Origin of the sequence: Bradyrhizobium sp. UBA2491 (genome assembly GCF_002341725.1) — a bacterium.
Taxonomy (GTDB): Bacteria; Pseudomonadota; Alphaproteobacteria; order Rhizobiales; family Xanthobacteraceae; genus Bradyrhizobium.
Window position 1 is genome coordinate 23,691 of sequence record NZ_DDOP01000081.1, and the last position, 21,112, is coordinate 44,802.

Consider the following 21,112-nt stretch of genomic DNA (forward strand, 5'->3'; position numbering starts at 1 on the left):
AGGCAACGAACGAAAATCGGCAGAATGTCGTTGCGCTGGTGCTGTTGTGGCAGGTCTGCCGCGAACAACCTATTCGCCGCGGTGGATCAGAAAGGATCGAGCCGACGATAGGGATCGATCGATCCAGGAGATCGATCCAGGAGATCGATCGCGCGCCGCAAAAGATCGATCAAAGGGTTGGGTTCGGATCATCTGACGGCGCAAGTTGCGTGCGCCTGCACGTGACGAGCCGCGTTGAGCGCCGGCGCGCGAACACGCCGTCGCCGGCTGAATACGGAATTCAGGATATTGCCGTCAGTCCAGCTCGCGCCGCCGGTCGGCAGCGGGCGCGAAGGTCGCGATCCACGGTGCTTCGCGCACCCGCCGCATCGCCTGGGTCCTGCGCGGCAGGCCGAGCTTCTGCAATACGTGATGGACATGATGCTTGACCGTCGCGAGGCTCAGATTGAGATCGCGCGCGATCTCCTTGTTGGACATGCCCTGTCCAATGAGCTTCAGGACTTCGCTTTCGCGGCGCGTCAGCCCCTGCTCCGCTTCGATCGTATCCGTCTGACGCTCCATGCAAAACAGCGCTCGCAGCAGGCCGCCGGAAATCTCGGCGCTGCAAGCGAGCCGTCCCGATGCGACGTCCGACAGCGCGCGGCAGAGTTCGTCAAAGCTGGCGTTGCGGGAAATATAGCCGCTGAACCCGGCGCGGCCGCAGCGGACCACGTCACGCCGGTCCTCGTTGAGGCCGAGCGCGACCAGGGCAATGTCCGCATTTTGGCTCGCGATTACGCGCACTTCGTCGAGATCGATGCCCTGTGTGACGTCGATCAGGATGACATTGACGCTGCTGGTTTCGAGTGCCTCGCGCAGGCCGGCGAGATCGGAAGCCGCAGCCTCGATCGCAAACTCGGCGTGGTCCTGGAAACTCGAGGTAAGCCCCTCGCTGAACAGCCTGATCGGCGTGACGACCGCGATCCTCATCATTATCCTCGAACTCAATAAAATGGCGGATGGAAAAGCCGTATGAAAAGTCACGGCACCGGCATCCAGAAAGTCATGAAGGTAAGTATGCGGTATGCTGCCAGAGGTTGTATCAATATCGGGACGAAATTACGGCCTCGATGATCGCATGATCAAGAGAGGCAGTTCACATTCGGAGCGTGGTCTGGAACGCGCGGCGCGGGTCGTCCCTGGGCGCGTATCGAGACAGGAGCGGTGACGCGGCGTGCCGTGCGTGATGGCGGTGCGGGAATCTGGCGGCGACGTCAACGCTGTAGTCATCGACGGCTCAATATTTAGACAATTGACGCGCACAGGCCCGGATGCTCTGTACGACATCGTGTGTTCGCCGAGGCCGTGTGTGAGCGACGCAATGTCGCGCCTCGGATCTGATCAGTTCCGATGCAAATCGACGGGATTCCATGACGAGATTGATTCGAGCGACAGCCCTCCTGACCCTGTTGATGGCAACGCCGGCATCGGCGATTGTCGGTGGCGGTGCGCCCTCGACCGACGGCGTTGCGCGCTCTGTCGTCACCATCGTTGGCTCGCGCGGCAATTTCTGCACCGGCGCGCTGATCGCACCGAAGGTGGTGTTGACCGCCGCGCATTGCGTGCAGCCCGGCGCCGACTACAAGATCGTCGACTCTGGTCCGGACCGGCAACCGAAATTGCAGGACGTCAGGACGGTCGCGATCCATCCCGGCTTTCGGATGCAGGCGATGGCCAATCACGTCGCAACCGCGGACGTCGCGCTGCTGCAACTCGCGGTGTCGGCCGCGGGCAAGGCGCCGGCGGTGCTCGGCATGCCCAACATTCCGATCCAGGTCGGCGGCCGCTTTACTATCGCTGGAGTCGGCGTCACCGTGCGTGGCGACGGCAAGAGCGGCGGCAGCATTCGTGTCGCCGGCCTGATCGCGAGCGGCAAGCCCGGCACGCTACAGATCCGGCTGGTCGATCCGGTCGGGCAGGGCGTGCGCGACGGGCTCGGCGCCTGCACCGGCGATTCCGGTGCGCCTGTGTTCGAGGACAAGCAAGGCGGCCCCGTGATCGTCGGCGTCGTGAGTTGGTCCACCGGCCCGAACGGCAGCGACGGCTGCGGCGGCATCACCGGCGTGACGCCGCTGACGCTCTATCGCGACTGGGTGATGCAGACCGCGCTGCAATGGGGCGCGAGCTTCTAGGGCGCGGCTGTCCGAAATGCACCTTTGCCCACCCTACACGCTGATGAAGCCGCGGGCGCGCACCAAGTTCCGTCATCCTGAGGTGCGAGCGGAGCGAGCCTCGAAGGATGAATCGGCCACAGTAGGGCCGTGCATCCTTCGGGACGCGCTACGCGCCCCTCAGGATGACGGGACTGAGAGAGCCCGCGCCCGAGCCTAGTGCCCCGCCGCCTTGTTTGCGGCGGCGTTGTTGAGCACGATCAGGCCGTCGACGGCGACGCCGAGCTTGCTGTTGATCAGGAACGGGTTGACGTCGATCGAGGCGATGCGGGTGCCGGCGTCGGCCATCAGGTTGGAGAGCCCGACCAGCGCTTTCACCGCCGACGCCTCGTGCAGTGCGGGCTTGCCGCGATAGCCCTTCAACTTGATGCCGGCCTTGGTCTTCGCGATCAGCTCCTTCGCCTCGGCGGCATCGAGGGGCGCGCCGGCCAGCGCCACGTCCTTCATCAATTCGATATCGACGCCACCGGTGCCGAACAGCACCACCGGCCCCATTTCGGCATCGAGCGAGGCGCCGACCACGAGCTCGAGATCGGCCTTGACCTGCTGCGCGATCAGGATGCCCTCGAGCTTCGGCTTGCCTTTCAGCTTCTTCACCCGCGCGGTGATGTCGTTGAATGCTTTCTTTACCTCGGCGGCGTTGGCGAGGTTCAGCACCACGCCCCCGATATCCGACTTGTGCAGGATGTCGGGGCTGACCACCTTGGCGACCACCGGGAAGCCGATCTGCTTGGCGATCTTCACGGCTTCCGCCGCGGTCTGCGCGACGTCTTCCTTCGAGATCGGGATGCCATAGGCCTTGAGCAGCGCCTTCGAGGCGACCTCGTCGAGCGCGGCGGCGCCGTTGGCGGCCTTCAGCGTCTTCTCCAGCACAGCGCGTGCCGAGGCCTTCGAGCTCGACACGATGTCGGGCACCTCCTTGCGCAGGCCGGCATATTCAATCAGCGACTTGATCGCGCCGACCGCGCGGTCGAGACCCTGCATGACCGCGATGTTGGGCAACGACTTGCGCAATCCCTTGGTGAACTCGGTGAAGCCGATCGACATCGCGCTGATATAGATCACCGGCTTGTTGGCCTGGCCCGCCATCTCGTTGACGATCTTCAGGTTGCGCTCGCGCAGCTCGTGCGGCGCCTTCGGCAGCTCGGCATCGATGATGACGATGTCGGTGTCGGGATCGTCGATCATGATCTTGATCGACTTCATGTAGACGGAGGGATCGACCACCGCGGCGAAGCCGGCGTCGAGCGGGTTGCCGACGATGCTGCCGGGGCCGAGCATCTTCGCCAGTTGCTCCGATGCGCTCTCGCTCAGCGGCGCGAAATTGAGCCCGGCGGAATAGAATGCGTCGATCAAGAGTCCGCGCTTGCCTCCCGAGAGCGACACTGCCGCAAGCCGATTGCCCTTCGGCGGGTCGGCATGGACGAAGCACTCGGTGGTTTCGATCAGTTCATCCAGCCCGCGCACGCGGATCACGCCCTCGCGGGTCGAGATTGCGTCGAACGTCTCGATCGAACCGGCGAGCGCGCCGGTATGCGCCATCGCCGCGGCACGGCCGCCTTCGGAGGCGCCGAGCTTGAGTGCGATGACGGGCTTGCCGGCGGCGCGTGCCGCCTTGCAGGCATCGCGGAACACCTTCGTGTTCCTGACGCCTTCGAGATAGACCACGATGACGCGGATGCTCGGATCGGCGGCGAAATAGCTCATCAGGTCCGGCGTCTCGAGCCCGGATTCATTGCCGGTCGTCACCATGTAACCGACGCCGACACCGCGATCCTCCAGCGCCTGGCGGATCGCCATCACGATCGCGCCGGATTGGCCGGCGATCGCCACTGCGCCCGGCTCCATGGTGACGATGCGATCGTCGATATTGGTGAACAGGTTCTCGCCGGCGCTCAGATTGCCGAGGCAGTTCGGGCCGGTGACCGCAAGCCCGGTCTCCTTGATCGCCTGCTTCAGCTCGACCGCGAGCCGCTGGCTCTCTTCATCCTGCAACTCGCTGAAGCCCGAGGTGACGATGGTCGCCGAACGCGCGCCGGCCGCGGCCGCGTCGCGGATCACCTGCACCGCGAAGCGCGCCGGCACCAGCACCAGCACATGGTCGGGCTTTTCGGGAAGGCTGGCGAAATCCTTGTAGCAGGTGACGCCCCAGATCGTTTCCCGCTTGGCGTTGATCGGAAACAGGCCGCCGGCATACTGGTACTTGACCAGGTTGTTCCAGATTCGTTCGGCGTAGTTGCCCGGCTTGTCGGTGGCGCCGACCAGCACGATGTTGCGCGGGTGCAGCATCGCATGGATGCTCTTGACGATATCGCTGGCGTCAGCAGGCGGCGCCCATTTGTGGGACACATGAGACGCGGTGCTTGCGAGAGCTTCCATGGAGCCTGCCCTTATCCTTGTTGTATTGTTCTGTTTCCTCTGGCCCACGGTCGATCACCGCAGGGCCCGATTTTTCATTGTTTTTATGGCTGAGGGAAGGGGGTAGCAACTCACGCTGGCGCAAGTCAGGGCGTCACACGCGATATCCCGGCATGCGCAAAATTCATGTACCTCAGGAACCCGATTCGGCCGGACTCGAATTCGGTTCGATCATGGTCGCATGCAACAGGTAACGCTCGGGACCCGACGTGAGCGCGTCAAACGGCCAGCATGTCGACAGCACGAGTTCATACCGGTCGGTCAGCGGATCGATGCCGGACTGGTCGAAGCGGACCACCGAGCTGCGATCGGCCCGGTAGCGGAAGATTTTGCCGTCGCTTCGCGTGACCTCGATCTCGTCGCCGATCGTGACATCCCTGAGAAAGCGGAAATGGGTGTCGCGATGCGCGGAATAGACCGCGACACCCGGCTCGCCGGCATCGACGCTCTGCTCGACATGGCCGGGACCGAATGCCAGCGCCTGGCCGCTGCTGCCGGCGAGGACGATCGCGGACGCGTGCAGGCGCTTCACCTCGATCCGGGCCACCGGCCAGGTATCGGCCCAGCTCCATGGCTTCACCGGCTGGCCGGTCGCGATCGTCCGTGCGAAGGCGCGCTCCAGCAGCACCTGCGCGAGCAGCGCCTTGCCGTGGATATAAGTGCCCTGGCCGAACAGGATCAGGCCGATGAGCGCGAAGGCGAGGGGGAGGACGAAGCGGCGCATTTGCAGCAATCCTCGTCATTGCGAGGAGCGAAGCGACGAAGCAATCCATCTTTCCCCGAACGGTGACATGGATTGCTTCGCTTCGCTCGCAATGACGGTTGAGAAAGAGTGGCGCGCGCGGCCCCTGGGGGACGGGTGGGAAGGCCGCGCGCGCTCTTTGAAGGAGGAGGTCGGGGGGCACCTCCTCCTCTCATCCGACGTCATTGGGGCGACGTCTGACGCCGGTTGAACACCAGAAGCAGAAGGCTGACCGTGAGCATGATCACACCCGCGATCATCTTCAGTTCGGCATCGGTCGCCGTCTTCGGCAGCAGGATCGTGCCAGGACCTTGCTTCGCGACCGGGGACCGCTTCAGCGCGGCGAGCTGCATCTTGCCGTCGCTCCCGTCGGCGCGGCGCTCGCCCGGTACGGCCGGCAGGTCCTGACGCTCACCGAACACTTTTGCAAAGTCCCAGCCGGCGGGCAGGTTGAGCGGCAGTTCGGAGAGCTTCAGCGGCTCGCCTTCGGGACGGCTCGGCGTCTTGTCGACCGCGACGAGGCTGGTCAGCCGCGTGACGAGCTGATGCTCCAGCGCCAGCGCGAGGATGGCCTTGTCGGCATCTTCAGGGCTCTCCTGCCGCGTCGTGCGCGCGACCTCTGCATCCGCGATCTTGCGGCGCGCCCACAGTTTCGACAGGCCCTTGCCCTCGGCGGCGTTGGCGAGCGGCAGCGTTACGCTCCACGGACGGTCGCCGATGCGGCCCTTGATCTCGACCGAGCCGGCGAGCTTGTCGAGCTTTGCGGCCAGCACCAGCGGCTCGTCGCGATAGACGTCGGGCAGTGCCGACGGGGTCAGGTCGGCGGTCGCGTCGGAGAACTTTGCGGCGAGATTGGTCACCGCGGGATTCTCCAGCTTGGCGAACAGGTCGCGCATGCGCTCGTCGACCTGCTCGACCGAGCCGATATGGGTGAAGGTGCCGCGGCCGAGCTCGGCAGCGCGCGTCATCAGATAGGTGTTCGGCGCCGAGCCAATGCCAACCATGAACACCCGCGAGCGGCCCCGCAGCGCGTTGATGGTCTCGAACAATTGCTGCTCGTTGCCGATGGCGCCGTCGGTCAGGAACACGACCTGGCGGACATGATCGGCGTCGTCATGGTTGGTGTCGGACAGCGCTGCGCGCATTGCCGGCACCATCTCGGTGCCGCCGCGCGCCTGGATCGCGCTGACGAAGGACGTCGCGTTGCCGATGTTGGCGCTGTTGGCCGCGACCGGCGACGGGAACAGGGTGTCCATGGTGTCGTCGAAGCGGATCACGTTAAAGCGATCGGTGGGTTGCAAGCGGCCGAGCGCGTAGAGCAGGCTCGCCTTGGCCTGGATGATCGAGGTGCCGCCCATCGAGCCGGAATTGTCGATCACGAAGATCACCTCGCGCGGCAGCGGCTTCTGTTGCGCCTGCTCGACCGATGGCGGGGTGATGAAGGCCAGCAGATAATCGGAATTGCCGACATGCTCGCGGAACAGCCCGACCGACGGCGCCTTCTCTGCGGCCGGCTTCCAGGTCAGCTCGAAATCGCGATCGGCCGGCACCGGGCCTTCGGCGAGCTTGATGACGCGCGTGGCGCTGTCGGGGCTGTCGATCTTGACCTGATGGAAGTGGCTCTTCACCTCGCCGAGCGGGAAGCCGGCGTTGAGATGCACCGTGATGTTGGTGGGATTGATCGGCGCATTGGTCGCGGGATCGAGCACCTCGGAGGCGATGCGATCGCGATCCGGCACTGGATCGGTCGTGGTCGCGCCCCAGCCGCTGCCATCGGCGCGGAGATCGACGCTCTGCACCACCGGGCGCGGATTGTAGCGCGGGCCGACCACCATCGGCACCCGCAGCGAGAATTCGTTGCCGTTCTGCTGCACCGGCTCCTGATACTCGATCTGCACCAGCACGGTTTCGCCGGGGCCGATATTGGCGACCGAGTTGGTGAAGATGTTCGGCCGCTCCTGCTCGGTCAGCGCAGCCTTCTGGCCGTTCTGCTTGGCCTGCTCATAGATGGCGCGGGCCTGCTGCCGCTCCTTGATGTCGCCGACCACGATGCGGTCGCCGACCACTATCTTCAGCGTGTCGACCGCGCCGCCCGCCGGCAGCGGGTAGACATAGGTCGCCTCGACCCAGTCCTTGGTCGGGTTGCGGAAGATCTGCGTGACGCGGGCGCGGACGGTCGGGCCCGACACGGTGAGATCGACATCGATGCCGAGCCTCAGCGCGTCCTTGTAGCCGTCGTTGGTCTTGAACAGCAGCGAGCCGGAGCGCGCATCAGATGGCCGCAGTACCGCCTGTTGCGGCAGCTCGGCCGACCACACCGGGTCGAAGCTCAGGAACAGCGCCGCAAAGCCGATTGCCAGCGCGGCGACACCTTCCACCAGGAAGAACAGCGCAATGCGCATCCTGCGCGACATGCGGATCTGCGGACTGCTCTCACATGCATCGTAAATCGTCATCTTCGTCACTCCCGAGCGAGACTTTCGCTGCCTCGCGATCATGGAGAACGGCGGTTTTGGCGCGAGCAGAATGATCGGCAATGATTGGCCGCCGGCCGGCGCCGTCCGCCGCCGGCCGAGGCGGGTTTGTGCGGTTTTGTGATGGATTGTCCGGTCTGCTAGACTGTGCCGATTCATGGGGAACCCGCGCAGGAGCACGATGCCGACGCCTGACAAGCAGCTGTCCGCCGAGCAGAGCCTCCAGGTCGCAGAGACCATCCGCGAGGAGATCGCGCGCCGCCGCATCTCGCGGCAGACGCTGGCCGAGCAGGCCAAGCTCAGCCTGTCGACATTGGAGAAAGTGCTCGGCGGCCGCCGCCCGTTCACGCTCGCGACCACGGTGCGGCTCGAGCAGGCGCTCGGCGTGTCGTTGCGCAAGCTACCCGAGGCGATCTCGGTGCTCGCGCCCGCCAATGGCGGGATCGCGCCCGACAGTCTCGGATCCTATTCCCGCCGCGCGGTGGCACGGATCGAGGGCACCTACATCACGGTGCGTCCGTCGTTCGGTGAGCCGGGCGCACTCTATGCCTATCGGACCGAGATCGCCTGGGACGAGGCGGCATCATCGCTCGGCTTCCGCGAGGGCGAGCGGCAGGATTCCGACTACACCCAGTATGGCGAGGTGGCGGTGCCGAATGAATCCGGCTTCGTCTATCTCGTCACCAACCGGCACGGCCAGCATCGCGTGATCACGGTGTCGCGCCCGCGCAACTCCGGCGAAATGTACGGCATCATCACGACGCTGCTCGCCGGCCGCGGCTCGCTGCTGACGCCGGTCGCCGCGCCGATCGCATTCCTGCCGATCAAGAACGTGCCGAAGCCGAGCCTCGGCCGGGTGTCGGCCGACGACGCGAACTTTGCGCTCTACAATGAGCACCTGCGTCGCACCATCGACGAACCGTTCGCGATCTTCCTGCCGGCATAAGCTCGGAAGAGATCACGCCGGTCTCGGCCGCGCGGGCGCGACGACGCCCGCGATCAGCACGGCCAGAATGCCGGTCAGGAAAATCCCGTCGAACGTGCCGGCGCCGCCGATCGACGCAATCGGCGCGCCGAGGCTGCCGATCTTGTCGAGGTTCAATAGATCGGCGCCGAGCAGCGTGCCCATCGAACCGCCGATATAGGCCAGCGGCGCGGCGTATTCACGCGACAGCAGCAGCGCGAGGATGGCGGTGGCCACGACCGGCACGAACACGGGGACGGCGATCCCCATTCCCGGCACCGGCGTCGCGCTGGCATGGACGATGGCCGCGATGACGAATGTTGCGGTCGCAGCCCTCAGCCAGAGCTGATAGCGCAACATCAGATAAGCAGACATGATCGTCGGAATCACCGCGCCGCCGACGTTGATGGCGAGGATCGTGCTCGGCGACGCCAGATAAGGCACGACGTAGCGCATGCCGAAGAAGTCGACGATCTGCCCCGATCGCACCGGCGGTCCGGACAGCACCGTGATCGGAATGTTGAAATAGCTGCCGATCAGCGAGCCGAACAGCAGCAGCAACGCGACGCCGGGACCGATGCCGAGCCGCATATAGGCGTAGCGCAGGATGCGCAGCTGGATCAGCACCACCAGCGCCAGGGCGGCGAACACCAGGATCGAGAAGAACCCCGGCGTCAGCGGCAAATAATGAACGTTGGAATCCATCGGTTCGACAGTCCGTGTTCGGCGCAGCCTACCTGGTTATCTAGGAATTTCGGACAGGATCACAAGCAGGCGTTCCGTCATCCTGAGGAGCGCGTAGCGCGTCTCGAAGGATGCACGGCCACCAGCGGGGGCCGTCGACCCTTCGAGATGCCGCTTCGCGGCTCCTCAGGGTGACGGTGAGAAACCTCATCCGCCGATCAATCTGCAAAGCGAACGAAGCCGCCCGAACGGGCGGCTTCGCAACGACTGACGTACCGTGTCGTCCGATCGGCGCTAGCCGCCGGTCTCGGCGCTGATGATGTCGCCGAACAGCTCCCACTGTCCGTTCTTGAACTGCATCATCTTGAGCTGCTCGACCGGGGCGAAATCGGTCGCGCTGGTGTTGATCTTGATGCCGGGGATCAGCGTATCCGGCGCAAAATCCTTCAGGCTGGCGGCCTGCTTCATCACGTTCTCGCGGGTCAAATTGTCGCCGCACTGCTTCAGCACCTGCACCATGGTCTGCGCCGCGGCGTAGCCATAGACCAGGTTGGCGTCCGACAGATTGGCACCCGGCATGTACTTCTCGGCGAAGGCCATGAACTTCTTCATGCCTTCGTCATTCTTCCACTGCGGATCGGAGGCGTCCTTCAAATAGCCGGCCGACAGCACGCCTTCGGACGCTTCGAGCCCGGCGGGCTTCATCACGGCGCCGATCGAGATCGAGACGTCGGTCATCACCTGCATCGGCTTCCAGCCGAGCTCGGCGATCTTCTTGATCGCCTGCGCGGCGAATTTCGGCGTCGAGATGTTGACGAACACGTCGGCGCCGGTGTCCTTCAGCTTGACGATGTGGGAATCGATCGACGGCTCGGTCGTCTCGTAGCTTTCCTCGGCGACGATCTTGGCGCTCGACTTGTCGAGCACCTCCTTGAGGCCGACCAGGTAGTCCTTGCCGAAATCGTCATTGGCATAGAAGATCGCGACCTTGGCGTCTGGCTTGGCCTTCAGGATGTACTTGCCGAAGATCCGCGCCTCGACGCGGTAGCTCGGCTGGAAGCCCATGGTCCACGGAAACTCCTTCGGATCGTTCCATTTGCTGGCGCCGGTGGCGAGGAAGAGCTGCGGCACCTTCTTGGCGTTGTGATACTTCTGCACCGCGGTCTGGGTCGGCGTGCCCAGCGCGTTGAACACCAGGAACACCTCGTCGCTCTCGATCAGCTTGCGGATCTGCTCCACGGTCTTCGGCGGCGAGTAGCCGTCGTCATAGGAGATCCAGTTGATCTTGCGGCCGTTGATACCGCCCTGATCGTTGATCATCTTGAAATAGGCTTCCTCGGTCTTGCCGATGACGCCATAGGCGGATGCGGGGCCGCTATAGGCCTCGACATTACCGATCTTGATCTCGGTGTCGGAGGCGCCGGTGTCATACTTCTTTTGCGCAAAGGCGGCCTGGGTGGAGAGCAGGCAGAGCGCCGTGGCGGCGGCCAGCAGCGACAGTTTTGTGGTTTTCATAAAGGCAATTTCCTCGATCTATTTGGTTGGGGACTCAACGCAACGAACCCGCGGCCGGTCCCGGCAGACGGTCACGGGCAACTCTCGACATCACCAAGGAGACGCGACGTGCGTCCCCGGGATCATGCGGCAGTATCAGTTGGCTTCGGCGCGCTGAATTGCTGCCGGAGCGTCGGTTTATGAATTTTGCCTGTCGCGTTCCGCGGCAGGGCATCGATGAATTCGATCAGGCGCGGGCATTTGAACCGCGCCAGATTGGCCTGGCAATGCGCGTGGATTTCGGCCGGCGTCAGTGAATGGCCCGGCTTCACGGCGATCACGGCCATCCCGACCTCGCCCCATTGCTCGTTCGGGATGCCGATCACGGCGGCTTCGGCCACGGCCGCGAGTTGATGCAGCACGCTTTCGACCTCGGCCGGATAGACGTTCTCGCCGCCGGAAATGTACATGTCCTTCCAGCGGTCGACGATGTAGTAGAAGCCCTCCTCGTCGATCCGTGTGGCGTCGCCGGTATGCAGCCAGCCGTCGGTGAACGAAGCGGCATTGGCGTCCGGCCGGTTCCAGTAGCCCGGCGTGATGTTCGGACCCTTGACCCAGAGCTCGCCGAGTTCGCCGACCGCGGCGTCGCTGCCGTCGGGCCGCACGATGCGTACTTCCGTGTGCAGCACCGGCTTGCCGGACGAGCCCGCCTTGCGCGCGGCATCCTCGCGGTCAAGCACCATCACGGCCGGCGAGGTCTCGGTCATGCCGTAGCCCTGTTGCAGCGCGACCCCGCGCGCCTCCCAGGTCTTGAGCAGCGGCACCGGCATCGGTGCGCCGCCGACGCCGCCAATCAACAGGCGGCTGAAATCCGCCGTGGCGAACGAAGGATGCTGCGCCATGAACTGATAGATCGCGGGCACGCCGAAGAACACGTTGATGCCTTGTGAGGGATCGCCGATCAACTTCAGCGCCGCGCCGGGATCGAACGCGCGCATGATCAGCACGGTGCCGCCGGCATGCAGCACCGGATTGGTGTAGCAATTCAGTCCGCCGGTGTGGAACAGCGGCAGCACGGTCAGCAGCACCGAGGCTGGCGAGATATAGGCGGGGCCGCCGAGATTGACGCAATTCCAGAACGTCATCCCATGCGTGATGATCGCGCCCTTGGGTTGGCCGGTGGTGCCCGAGGTGTACATGATGGTCGAGATGTCATCGAGCGTGACCTCCTCGAACCGTTCGAGCGGCTTCGCCGCGGCAATGCCGGCCTCATAGGCGCCGCCGGGGCCGAGCCGCACGGTCGCGGCGACATCGCAGAGCTTGGCGACCGCAAGCGCGGTCTCGGCGAGGTCGTCGTCATGGATCATCACCTTGGGCGAGGCGTCACCGGTGATGTAGCACAACTCGGGAACGGTGAGGCGGGTGTTGAGCGGCAGGAAGACCGCGCCGATCCGGAAGCAGGCGAACTGCACCTCCAGCGTATCGGTGGTGTTCAGCGCCAGTACCGCGACGCGGTCGCCGCTCGCAACTTTCAGGGTGTCGCGCAAATAAGCGGCGAGCCGCGATATGCGGGCGTCGAGCTCCGCATAGCCAAAGCGGCGTCCGCTTGCGAGATCGACAAGCGCCATCTTGTCCGGCGTGCGCCGGCGATGATGCGCGATCCAGTCGTAGTAACGAACCGGCACATGTCCCTCCTCCGGAACGGCAGTCTTGCGCCGCCTGTTCCTGGCTCGATTGATGCCATGAATTGGCAGTGGAGGGGGCGTATCGGGATACTGTCTTGCGTCTACAGGCTGGCCGTTTGTCGAATGGAATGCCGGCCGGGCCGGCAGCCACTCGACGCAAGTGGCCTGAGAAAAATCCGGACATCGTCCGACCCGGGAATCAACGGAGCAAGCGGATGGCAAACCCGTTCTATACCGGCGAGCATGAGGCCTTTCGCGAGGTGATGCGGCGCTTCGTGGCCAGGGAAATCGAGCCTTATGCCCATCAATGGGACGAGGAGGGCGAGTTTCCGCGGGCGCTCTACGCAAAAGCATCCGAGATCGGGCTGCTCGGGCTCGGTTTCCCCGAGGAATTTGGCGGGATCGCCGCCGACCAGTTTATGAAGATCGTGGCCTCGCAGGAACTGGCGCGCGCCGGCGCCGGCGGCGTCTCCGCGAGCCTGATGAGCCACAGCATCGGCTCGCCGCCGATCGCACGCGCCGCCCGCCCCGAGGTCAAGGCCCGGGTGCTGCCGGAGGTGCTCGCGGGTAGGAAGATCTCGGCGCTGGCGATCACCGAGCCGGGCGGTGGCTCGGATGTCGCGAACCTGCGCACCAAGGCGCGGCGCGACGGCGACCATTATGTTGTTTCTGGCGAGAAAACCTTCATCACCTCGGGCATGCGCGCCGATTATCTGACGGTCGCGGTGCGCACCAGTGGCGAGGGTCCCGGCGGCGTCAGCCTGCTCTTGATCGAGGGTGATACGCCGGGTCTGTCCCGCACCAAGCTGAAGAAGATGGGCTGGTGGGCGTCGGACACCGCGACGCTGCACTTCGACGAATGCCGCGTGCCGGTCGAGAACCTGATCGGCGAGGAGGGCCAGGGCTTCAAGCAGATCATGTACAACTTCAACAGCGAGCGCATGGGCATGGCGGCAAGCTGCACGGCGTATGCGCGGGTCTGCCTCGACGAGGCGATCGCCTACGCCAAGGAGCGCAAGACGTTCGGCAAGCCGATCGCGCAACATCAAGTCATCCGCCACAAGATCGTCGACATGGCACAGAAGGTCGCGGTTTCGCAGGCGATGCTGGAGATGCTGGCGTGGCGGCTCGGCCAGGGCGAAAGCCCGGTCGCCGAGATCTGCATGATGAAGAACCAGGCCACGCAAACCATGGCGCATTGTGCCTCCGAGGCGGTGCAGATCTTCGGCGGCGCCGGCTTCATGCGCGGCATCAAGGTCGAGCGCATCTACCGTGAGGTCAAGGTCAACGCCATCGGCGGCGGCACCGAGGAGATCATGAAGGATCTCGCGTCGCGGCAGATGGGGTTGTGAATGCTTCTCGCTCACCACCGTCATTCCGGGGCTCGCGAAGCGAGAGCCCGGAATCCATCGGGCGGCAGATTCGAGGTTGAATGGATTCCGGGCTCGTCCGCTTCGCGGCCGCCCCGGAATGACAAGGGATAAACCAGACAATGCTCTTCACCGCCGACCACGACGAACCCCGCCGGCTCTTGCAAAAGTTCATCGCGGCCGAGATCAATCCCCATGTCGACGAATGGGAGAAGGCCGACATCTTCCCGGCGCACGAGCTGTTCAAGAAGCTCGGCGATCTTGGCTTCCTCGGCCTCAACAAGCCGGTCGAGTTTGGCGGCCAGGGGCTCGACTATTCCTACGCGCTGATGATGGCCGAGGAACTCGGCGCCATCACCTGCGGCGGCGTACCGATGGCGATCGGGGTGCAGACCGACATGGCGACACCGGCGCTGGCGCGGTTCGGCTCCGACGAGGTGCGGCGCGAATTCCTGGTGCCGACGATCGCGGGCGATCAGGTCGCCTGCATCGGCGTCTCCGAGCCCGGTGCCGGCTCGGACGTTGCCTCGATCAAGACCAATGCCCGCTCCGACGGCGACGATTACGTCATCAACGGCGGCAAGATGTGGATCACCAACGGCACCCAGGCCGACTGGATATGCCTGCTGGCCAACACCAGCGACGGCCAGGTCCATCGCAACAAGTCGCTGATCTGCGTGCCGATGAAGTCCAAGGGCGTGCAGGTGGCGCGCAAGCTCGACAAGCTCGGCATGCGCTCGTCGGATACGGCGCAGATCTTCTTCGACAATGTCCGGGTGCCGAAGCGCAACCGGATCGGAGAGGAAGGCCAGGGCTTCACCTACCAGATGATCCAGTTCCAGGAGGAGCGGCTGTGGGGCGCAGCGGCCTGCCTCAAGGCGCATGAGTTCATCATCGACGAGACCATCGATTACACCCGCAACCGCAAGGCGTTCGGCGGCTCGATCCTCGATAACCAGGTGGTGCACTTCAAGCTCGCGGAGATGCAGACCGAGGTCGAGCTCTTGCGTTCGCTGATCTATCGTGCTGGTGAGGCGCTGGTGGCGGGCGAGGATGTCACCCGGCTTGCGACCATGGCGAAATTGAAAGCCGGCCGGCTCGGCCGCGAGCTCACCGATGCCTGCCTGCAATATTGGGGCGGCATGGGCTTTACCAACGAGACCCCGGTCAGCCGGGCCTACCGTGACAGCCGCCTGACCTCGATCGGCGGCGGTGCCGACGAGGTGATGCTCATGGTATTGTGCAAGATGATGGGCACGCTGCCCGGCCTGAAGCAAAAGGGAAACGCCTGATGATCACGCTCTATCACTGCGACGCCGCGCGCTCGTTCCGCCCGCTGTGGATGCTGGAGGAGCTCGGGCTGCCCTATGAGCTGAAGATGCTGCCGTTCCCGCCGCGCGTGTTCGCCAAGGAGTATCTCGGCATCAATCCGCTCGGCACCATCCCGTTCATGGTCGATGGCGAGACCAAGATGACGGAGTCCTCCGGCATCTGTCATTATCTCGGCACCAAGCATGGCCCGACGCCGTTGGTCGTGGGCGTCGACGAGCCGGCCTATGGCGCGTTCCTGAACTGGATGTATTTTTCCGACGCAACGCTGACCTTTCCGCAGACATTGGTGCTCCGCTACAGCCAGCTCGAGCCGGAGGAGCGGCGCAGCCCGCAGGTCTCGGGCGACTATGCAAAATGGTTCCTGGGACGCCTCCGCGCGGTGGAAGCCGCCGCCGCCAAGTCTGAATTCCTCTGCGCGGAACGCTTCACCGCCGCCGACATCGCCAACGGTTATGCGCTCCGGCTCGCCAGCAATATCGGCCTCGCCAAGGATTTCGGGCCGAATGTCGCGGCCTATTGGGCGCGGCTGCAACAGCGTGACGGTTACAAGCGTGCGGTGGCGTCGGAACAGAAAGCCGGGCAGGAACAGAATGTTGCGCCGCGGGCGCGACCCTGATTGCGGCAGCGTCGATGTGTCCCGGAATTGATCCAGCGCATCGGTGACAGGTTGCGAATTTGCGCTATGGTGGATCAGCCGCAGCGGCCCCAAGAGCCGCGCGAGGAGGAACCGCCATGGACGCGATCGTGGACGCCAAGTGCCAGAAATCCGGCCAGCAGCAGTCCGGCCACCGGATGCTGATCACGCCGGAACGGGTGTTCTATGCCGGGCTGCTTGGCCGCCCGCGTGAACGCTGTCCCGGCGCCTTCCATGTCTATGTCGCGATCCGCGATGGCTTGCATCTGTCGACCAGCGAGGGCCGCGAGTCCCACGGCGAACTCGCGGTGACGATGCCGAACCTGCGCCACACCATCACCAGCGAGTATCGTTCCGCGATCTGCGTCGCGATCGAACCGGAGAGCGTGCCCGACGGCACGCTCGAGGCAGTCGCGCGCCGTCTCGAAGGCCCGGACTGCCATCTGTTCGCGAACCGGATTCGCGCCGCCTATGCGACGCTGGCCGAGATGCAGCATCGCGACGCGATCGCGAACGCCGAGTTCGACACCATGTGCTTCGGCGATGCGCTGCCGCAGCGCATGCTCGATCCGCGCGTCGTGCGCGCGATCGGTCGTATCGGGCAGTTCTCCGGCGAGCCGGTGACCGCGGCGGGCTGCGCCGCCGAGGCCGGCCTGTCGCCGTCGCGCTTCCTGCATCTGTTCAAGGAGGAGACCGGGATCTCGTTCCGCTCCTTCCGCGCCTGGAAGCGGGCGCGGCATCTGCTGCATTTCGCCAACCAGGACATCAACCTCGCGCATCTCGCGCAGGATATCGGTTATCCCGACAGCACCCATTTCAGCCACTCGATCCGCCGCTTCTACGGCCTGAAGCCGCGCGCGATCTTCTCCGGCTCGCGCGACCTCGCGATCTACCGGACCGGGCAGGAGCGCGCACTGACGTAAACATCCGTCGTCCCGGCGAAGGCCGGGACCCATACCGCGTGATTCATCAATGAAGCGGGATGGCAGAGACCTACGGAAACAATGACCCGCTGTGGTTATGGGTCCCGGCGTTCGCCGGAACGACGGTTAGAGATTCGCGCCCTCGATCACTTCGCCGAACCGCAACCAGCCCGGGCCTTCGATCCGCTGCAATTGCAGTTGTCGCAGCGGATGATGGTTGGTCGGACTGGTGTTGACCTTGATGCCGGGCAACAGCGTCGGGACATAGACGTCCTTCAAATTGTTCGCCTGCGCCATGATGGTGTCGCGGCTGAAATTGCCCTTGCATTGCTCGAGTACGATCTTGAGCACGTTCGCCACCATATAGGCGTAGAGATTGTAGCCTTCCTTGGGATTGCCGTCGGGAAAGTATTTTTCCATGAAGGCGAGGAACTCCTTCACGCCGGGATCATTGGCCCAGGCGGGGTCGGCGACATCCTTCACATAGGCCGACGAGATCGTGCCCTGCGCCTTGTCGAGGCCGACGGGAACGATGGTCGAGGACAGCGAGGCAGCACCGCTGGCGATGAAATGCATCGGCTTCCAGCCGAGCTCGTAGATCTTGCGGATCGACTGCGCGCAGAATTTTGCCGTCGTGCCCGAGATCAGCACGTCAGGATTGGCGCCGCGCAGCGCCACGATCTGGGAATCGATGGTGGGATCGGTGACCTCGTGCGAGGCCACCACGGCCGATGTCGCGAACCGCTCGCCGAGCACATCCTTGGTGCCTGCGACGAAATCCTTGCCGAGATCGTCGTTCTGGTAGAGCACTGCGATCTTGGCGTCCTTGTGCTGGCTCAGCGCATATTTGACGAACACCTGCGCCTCGGTCCGCGCGCTCGGCGCAAAGCCCATGGTCCAGGGATAGGTCTTGTAGTCGCCCCATTTGTCGCCGTTCACCGACAGGAACAGATGCGGCACCTTGGCGGCGTTGATGTATTTGACGACGGCCGAGTTCGGCGCGGTGCCGAGCATGTTGAACAGGAAGGCGACATTGTCGCTCTCGATCAGGCGCCGCACCTGCTCGACCGTCTTCGCCGGATTGAACGCGTCGTCGTAATAGATGTACTTGATCTGCCGCCCGGCGATGCCGCCCTGCTCGTTCAGCATCTTGAAATAGGCTTCCTGGCAACGCGCCTGCACGCCGAGCGCCGACACCGGTCCGCTGAGTGAAGTGGTACTGCCGATCCTGATCTCGGTCGCGGTGACGCCGGGCGTATCCTCGGCGAGCGAGGGCCGGACGCCGGCGACTGCGGCCAAGCTCGCGCCTGCGGCGCCGGTGAGCCATCTGCGCCGGTTGATCGAGACCATGACGTTCTCTCCGTGATGCCGGCTTGTTGTGCCGTGTCTGCTTGCAGCAGAGCCTATGCGTGATGCGAGCCTGGCGTCTTGTGTTAACCGGCTGGCGGCGAATTGACGCGCGGGCGCATTGACTTAGCCAGTCAACGCAAGATGGCGCGAAGGCAAATTTCTCATCATGGCAAGATCAGCAGCGCATGTGCACTGCAAAGCGGACAACAGACCCATGAGCGACAAGGCCGTCATCACCTGCGCGCTGAACGGCGTGCTTACCGATCCGAAGCAGCACAACGTTCCGGTGACTCCGGAGCAGATGGCGCGTGAAGCCAAGGCCGCGTTCAACGCCGGTGCCAGCATCATGCACATCCATTTGCGCCAGCAGGAGCCGAACAAGGGCCACCTGCCGTCCTGGGACCTCGGCGTCAGCAAGGAGATCCAGCAGGCGATCCGCGAGGCCTGTCCCGGCGTGATCATCAACCACACCACCGGCACGTCGGGACCGAACTATCAGGGCGCGCTCGACTGCGTGCGCGAGACCAGGCCCGAGATCGCTGCCTGCAACGCCGGCTCGTTGAACTATCTCAAGGTCAAGGCCGACAACACCTGGGCCTGGCCGCCGATGATGTTCGATAACGCGGTCGAGAAGGTGCAGGATTATCTCGACGTGATGAAGGTCGCCGGCACGATCCCCGAATTCGAGTGCTTCGACGTCGGCATCGTGCGCTGCGTCGGCATGTACCGGCAGACCGGGATGTATTCCGGTCCGCTCGAGTACAATTTCGTCATGGGTGTCGCCTCGGGCATGCCGGCCGATCCGGAGCTGTTGCCGATCCTCCTGAAGCTGAAGGCATCGGACGCGCATTGGCAGGTCACCGCGATCGGCCGTGCCGAGATCTGGCCGTTGCACCAGCGGGCCGCCGATCTCGGCGGCCATCTGCGCAGCGGACTGGAGGATACCTTCTATCTCGGCGACGGCACCAAGGTGACGTCGAACGGGCAACTCGTCGAGGGGCTCGCCGCCTGCGCGCGGCGTGCGGGGCGCGAAATCGCAAGCCCGGCGGAAGCGCGGCAGATTTTTGGGGTCAGGCACTGACGTCATTCCGGGGCACGCGAAGCGTGAGCCCGGAATCAATCAGGCCGCACGTCCTGTGGCGCCATGGATTCCGGGCTCAGCCCTTCGGGCTGCCCCGGAATGACGGCGAATGAGGAGCAAGGCATGGACAATCTCGCAGCCACCGGCGGCGTCACGGGCCCGGGCCGCATCGGGCGGGTCGCGATCGGCGACCTGCTGAAGCGCGCCGCGCGGCGGTTTCCGGATCGCGTCGCGCTGACCGATGGCAACAGGCAAGTCACGTTCACCGAGTTGGAGTGCGACGCCAATCGCTTCGCCAACCATCTGGTGCAACGTGGATTGAAGCCGGGCGAAAAGATTTCGACCATCTGCAACAACTCCGTCGAGTTGGTCAAAGCGCTGTTCGGCATCCACCGCGCCGGCCTGGTCTGGGTGCCGATCAACACCATGCTCGGCCCGGCGGACATGGACTACATCCTCGGCCATGCCGAGGTCCGATTCGCCATCATCGACGACAACCTCCATGCCCAGCCCGACCGCCGCGCCGCGCTGGAAGCGCGTGGCATGGAGATGATCGCGGTCGACCTGACCGGCCATGCGGAAAAGACCGGATTGGAGGAATTCAACGGCCTGCTGGCGGGCCAGTCCGACATCGAGCCTGAGATCGAGATCAACGACCGCGATCTCGCGATGATCATCTACACGTCGGGTACGACGTCGCGGCCAAAGGGCGCGATGCATTGCCATCTCGCCGTGGTCATGGCCGTGATGAGCAACTGCATCGAGATGCAGCTCTCGCGCGATGACGGGATCACCGGGCAGTTTCCGCTGTTCCACTGCGCCGGCCATGTGCTGCTGCTCAGCTATCTCTCGGTCGGCGGCCGCATGGCGCTGATGCGCGGCTTCGATCCGGTGGTCTGCATGGAGGCGATCGTCCGCGACAGGCTCACGATGTTCGTCGGGCTGTCCTTGATGTACCAGGCGATCCTCGATCATCCGCGCCGGCGCGAGTACGACTTGTCGGTTCTTCGCTGCTGCATCTACACCATGGCGCCGATGGGCAAGCCGCTGCTCGAACGCGCCATCGCTGATCTCTGTCCGAATTTCGTGCTCACCAGCGGCCAGACCGAGATGTATCCGGCGACGACGATGTCGCGCCCGGAGGTGCAGCTCGACCGTTTCGGCAATTACTGGGGCGAATCGCTCGTTGTCAACGAGACCGCGATCATGGACGACAACGGCAACCTGCTGCCGCGCGGCGAGGTCGGCGAGCTGGTGCATCGCGGCCCCAACGTGATGATGGGTTACTACAAGGACCCGAAGTCGACCGAGGAGGCCCGCAAGTTCGGTTGGCATCATACCGGCGATCTCGCTTTGATCGACGGCAATGGCGAGGTGCTGTTCCTCGACCGCAAGAAGGACATGATCAAGTCGGGCGGCGAGAACGTCGCCTCCGTCAAGATCGAGGAGACGCTGCTGGCGCATCCCGCGGTGCAGAACGCCGCAGTGGTCGGGCTGCCGCATCCGCAATGGGGCGAGGCGGTCTCCGCCTTCGTCAAGCTGAAGCCCGGCGCGGTGGCCGACGTGGCCGGCATCGAGGCGCATTGCCGGAAGCATCTCGGCGGCTTCCAGGTGCCGAAGCTGGTGCGTATCCTGGAGGAGATGCCGATGACCGCGACTGGCAAGCTGCGCAAGGTCGAGCTGCGGCAGCAGTATCGTGAGCATTTTGTGGAGAAGAGCGCGTGATGGGTCGCATATTCAGTTTCATCATT

Annotated in this window: 16 protein-coding genes; 8 read left to right on the top strand and 8 right to left on the bottom strand. The window is 64.3% G+C overall.

Annotation, left to right across the window (positions count from 1 at the left end):
• Positions 1–294: 294 nt before the first annotated feature.
• Positions 295–969 carry a LuxR C-terminal-related transcriptional regulator gene (locus tag B2W55_RS28145; RefSeq protein ID WP_024578711.1) on the bottom strand — a complete coding sequence of 225 codons (675 nt, stop codon included), beginning with the start codon at positions 967–969 and terminating at the stop codon, positions 295–297.
• Positions 970–1,409: 440 nt separating this feature from the next.
• On the opposite strand from B2W55_RS28145, the gene B2W55_RS28150 reads away from it, so the two are divergent.
• Positions 1,410–2,171 (top strand): S1 family peptidase, encoded by a 762-nt coding sequence (locus B2W55_RS28150; protein WP_024578712.1) that lies wholly within the window; start codon positions 1,410–1,412, stop codon positions 2,169–2,171.
• A gap of 195 nt (positions 2,172–2,366) precedes the next feature.
• On the opposite strand, the gene B2W55_RS28155 is transcribed toward B2W55_RS28150, so the two are convergent.
• The 3 genes from B2W55_RS28155 to B2W55_RS28165 all read right to left on the bottom strand — a co-directional run bounded on the left by B2W55_RS28155 (position 2,367) and on the right by B2W55_RS28165 (position 7,772).
• Positions 2,367–4,589, bottom strand: coding sequence for an acetate--CoA ligase family protein (locus B2W55_RS28155; RefSeq protein WP_024578713.1), 2,223 nt, complete (start codon positions 4,587–4,589; stop codon positions 2,367–2,369).
• 172 nt (positions 4,590–4,761) lie between these two features.
• On the bottom strand, positions 4,762–5,352 hold the full coding sequence (locus B2W55_RS28160) for a class GN sortase (protein WP_024578714.1): 591 nt from the start codon (positions 5,350–5,352) through the stop codon (positions 4,762–4,764).
• A gap of 200 nt (positions 5,353–5,552) precedes the next feature.
• On the bottom strand, positions 5,553–7,772 hold the full coding sequence (locus B2W55_RS28165; protein WP_371412477.1) for a marine proteobacterial sortase target protein: 2,220 nt from the start codon (positions 7,770–7,772) through the stop codon (positions 5,553–5,555).
• 253 nt (positions 7,773–8,025) lie between these two features.
• Here B2W55_RS28165 and B2W55_RS28170 point away from each other — a divergent pair, with 253 nt between their 5' ends.
• Positions 8,026–8,790, top strand: a complete 765-nt coding sequence (locus B2W55_RS28170; protein ID WP_024578716.1) for a helix-turn-helix domain-containing protein — start codon at positions 8,026–8,028, stop codon at positions 8,788–8,790.
• A 12-nt stretch (positions 8,791–8,802) separates the two neighbouring features.
• Here B2W55_RS28170 and B2W55_RS28175 read toward each other — a convergent pair whose 3' ends face one another.
• The 3 genes from B2W55_RS28175 to B2W55_RS28185 form a co-directional block, all read right to left on the bottom strand.
• Positions 8,803–9,513, bottom strand: a complete 711-nt coding sequence (locus B2W55_RS28175) for a DUF1614 domain-containing protein (RefSeq protein ID WP_024578717.1) — start codon at positions 9,511–9,513, stop codon at positions 8,803–8,805.
• Positions 9,514–9,786: 273 nt separating this feature from the next.
• Positions 9,787–11,007 (bottom strand): ABC transporter substrate-binding protein, encoded by a 1,221-nt coding sequence (locus B2W55_RS28180; RefSeq protein WP_029878739.1) that lies wholly within the window; start codon positions 11,005–11,007, stop codon positions 9,787–9,789.
• A 122-nt stretch (positions 11,008–11,129) separates the two neighbouring features.
• Complete coding sequence (locus B2W55_RS28185) at positions 11,130–12,671, bottom strand: acyl-CoA synthetase (protein WP_024578719.1); 1,542 nt, start codon at positions 12,669–12,671, stop codon at positions 11,130–11,132.
• A 215-nt stretch (positions 12,672–12,886) separates the two neighbouring features.
• On the opposite strand from B2W55_RS28185, the gene B2W55_RS28190 reads away from it, so the two are divergent.
• The 4 genes from B2W55_RS28190 (at position 12,887) to B2W55_RS28205 (ending at position 16,930) form a co-directional block, all read left to right on the top strand.
• A complete protein-coding gene (locus B2W55_RS28190; RefSeq protein ID WP_024578720.1) occupies positions 12,887–14,023 on the top strand; it encodes an acyl-CoA dehydrogenase family protein in 1,137 nt (378 codons plus the stop codon).
• A gap of 140 nt (positions 14,024–14,163) precedes the next feature.
• Positions 14,164–15,333, top strand: a complete 1,170-nt coding sequence (locus B2W55_RS28195; RefSeq protein WP_024578721.1) for an acyl-CoA dehydrogenase family protein — start codon at positions 14,164–14,166, stop codon at positions 15,331–15,333.
• The gene (locus B2W55_RS28200) at positions 15,333–15,989 is read left to right on the top strand and encodes a glutathione S-transferase family protein (protein WP_024578722.1); all 657 of its coding nucleotides are present in this window, start codon (positions 15,333–15,335) and stop codon (positions 15,987–15,989) included. The genes B2W55_RS28195 and B2W55_RS28200 overlap by 1 nt, the downstream gene beginning before the upstream one ends.
• 116 nt (positions 15,990–16,105) lie before the next feature.
• On the top strand, positions 16,106–16,930 hold the full coding sequence (locus tag B2W55_RS28205; RefSeq protein WP_024578723.1) for a helix-turn-helix domain-containing protein: 825 nt from the start codon (positions 16,106–16,108) through the stop codon (positions 16,928–16,930).
• 126 nt (positions 16,931–17,056) lie between these two features.
• Here the strand turns inward: B2W55_RS28205 and B2W55_RS28210 are convergent, their stop codons facing one another.
• Positions 17,057–18,280 (bottom strand): ABC transporter substrate-binding protein, encoded by a 1,224-nt coding sequence (locus B2W55_RS28210; protein ID WP_024578724.1) that lies wholly within the window; start codon positions 18,278–18,280, stop codon positions 17,057–17,059.
• A gap of 214 nt (positions 18,281–18,494) precedes the next feature.
• On the opposite strand from B2W55_RS28210, the gene B2W55_RS28215 reads away from it, so the two are divergent.
• Both B2W55_RS28215 and B2W55_RS28220 read left to right on the top strand, forming a co-directional pair.
• On the top strand, positions 18,495–19,361 hold the full coding sequence (locus B2W55_RS28215; RefSeq protein ID WP_024578725.1) for a 3-keto-5-aminohexanoate cleavage protein: 867 nt from the start codon (positions 18,495–18,497) through the stop codon (positions 19,359–19,361).
• 123 nt (positions 19,362–19,484) lie between these two features.
• Positions 19,485–21,086, top strand: a complete 1,602-nt coding sequence (locus B2W55_RS28220) for an AMP-binding protein (protein WP_024578726.1) — start codon at positions 19,485–19,487, stop codon at positions 21,084–21,086.
• Positions 21,087–21,112 lie beyond the last annotated feature (26 nt).

Bases quoted from the DNA above. Each gene is read 5' to 3' on its own strand.
- B2W55_RS28210 (WP_024578724.1), bottom strand. From the start codon at position 18,280: ATGGTCTCGATCAACCGGCGCAGATGGCTCACCGGCGCCGCAGGCGCG.
- B2W55_RS28170 (WP_024578716.1), top strand. From the start codon at position 8,026: ATGCCGACGCCTGACAAGCAGCTGTCCGCCGAGCAGAGCCTCCAGGTC.
- B2W55_RS28155 (WP_024578713.1), bottom strand. From the start codon at position 4,589: ATGGAAGCTCTCGCAAGCACCGCGTCTCATGTGTCCCACAAATGGGCG.
- B2W55_RS28160 (WP_024578714.1), bottom strand. From the start codon at position 5,352: ATGCGCCGCTTCGTCCTCCCCCTCGCCTTCGCGCTCATCGGCCTGATC.
- B2W55_RS28180 (WP_029878739.1), bottom strand. From the start codon at position 11,007: ATGAAAACCACAAAACTGTCGCTGCTGGCCGCCGCCACGGCGCTCTGC.
- B2W55_RS28195 (WP_024578721.1), top strand. From the start codon at position 14,164: ATGCTCTTCACCGCCGACCACGACGAACCCCGCCGGCTCTTGCAAAAG.
- B2W55_RS28175 (WP_024578717.1), bottom strand. From the start codon at position 9,513: ATGGATTCCAACGTTCATTATTTGCCGCTGACGCCGGGGTTCTTCTCG.
- B2W55_RS28200 (WP_024578722.1), top strand. From the start codon at position 15,333: ATGATCACGCTCTATCACTGCGACGCCGCGCGCTCGTTCCGCCCGCTG.
- B2W55_RS28190 (WP_024578720.1), top strand. From the start codon at position 12,887: ATGGCAAACCCGTTCTATACCGGCGAGCATGAGGCCTTTCGCGAGGTG.
- B2W55_RS28165 (WP_371412477.1), bottom strand. From the start codon at position 7,772: ATGCGCATTGCGCTGTTCTTCCTGGTGGAAGGTGTCGCCGCGCTGGCA.
- B2W55_RS28150 (WP_024578712.1), top strand. From the start codon at position 1,410: ATGACGAGATTGATTCGAGCGACAGCCCTCCTGACCCTGTTGATGGCA.
- B2W55_RS28205 (WP_024578723.1), top strand. From the start codon at position 16,106: ATGGACGCGATCGTGGACGCCAAGTGCCAGAAATCCGGCCAGCAGCAG.
- B2W55_RS28220 (WP_024578726.1), top strand. From the start codon at position 19,485: ATGGACAATCTCGCAGCCACCGGCGGCGTCACGGGCCCGGGCCGCATC.
- B2W55_RS28215 (WP_024578725.1), top strand. From the start codon at position 18,495: ATGAGCGACAAGGCCGTCATCACCTGCGCGCTGAACGGCGTGCTTACC.
- B2W55_RS28145 (WP_024578711.1), bottom strand. From the start codon at position 969: ATGAGGATCGCGGTCGTCACGCCGATCAGGCTGTTCAGCGAGGGGCTT.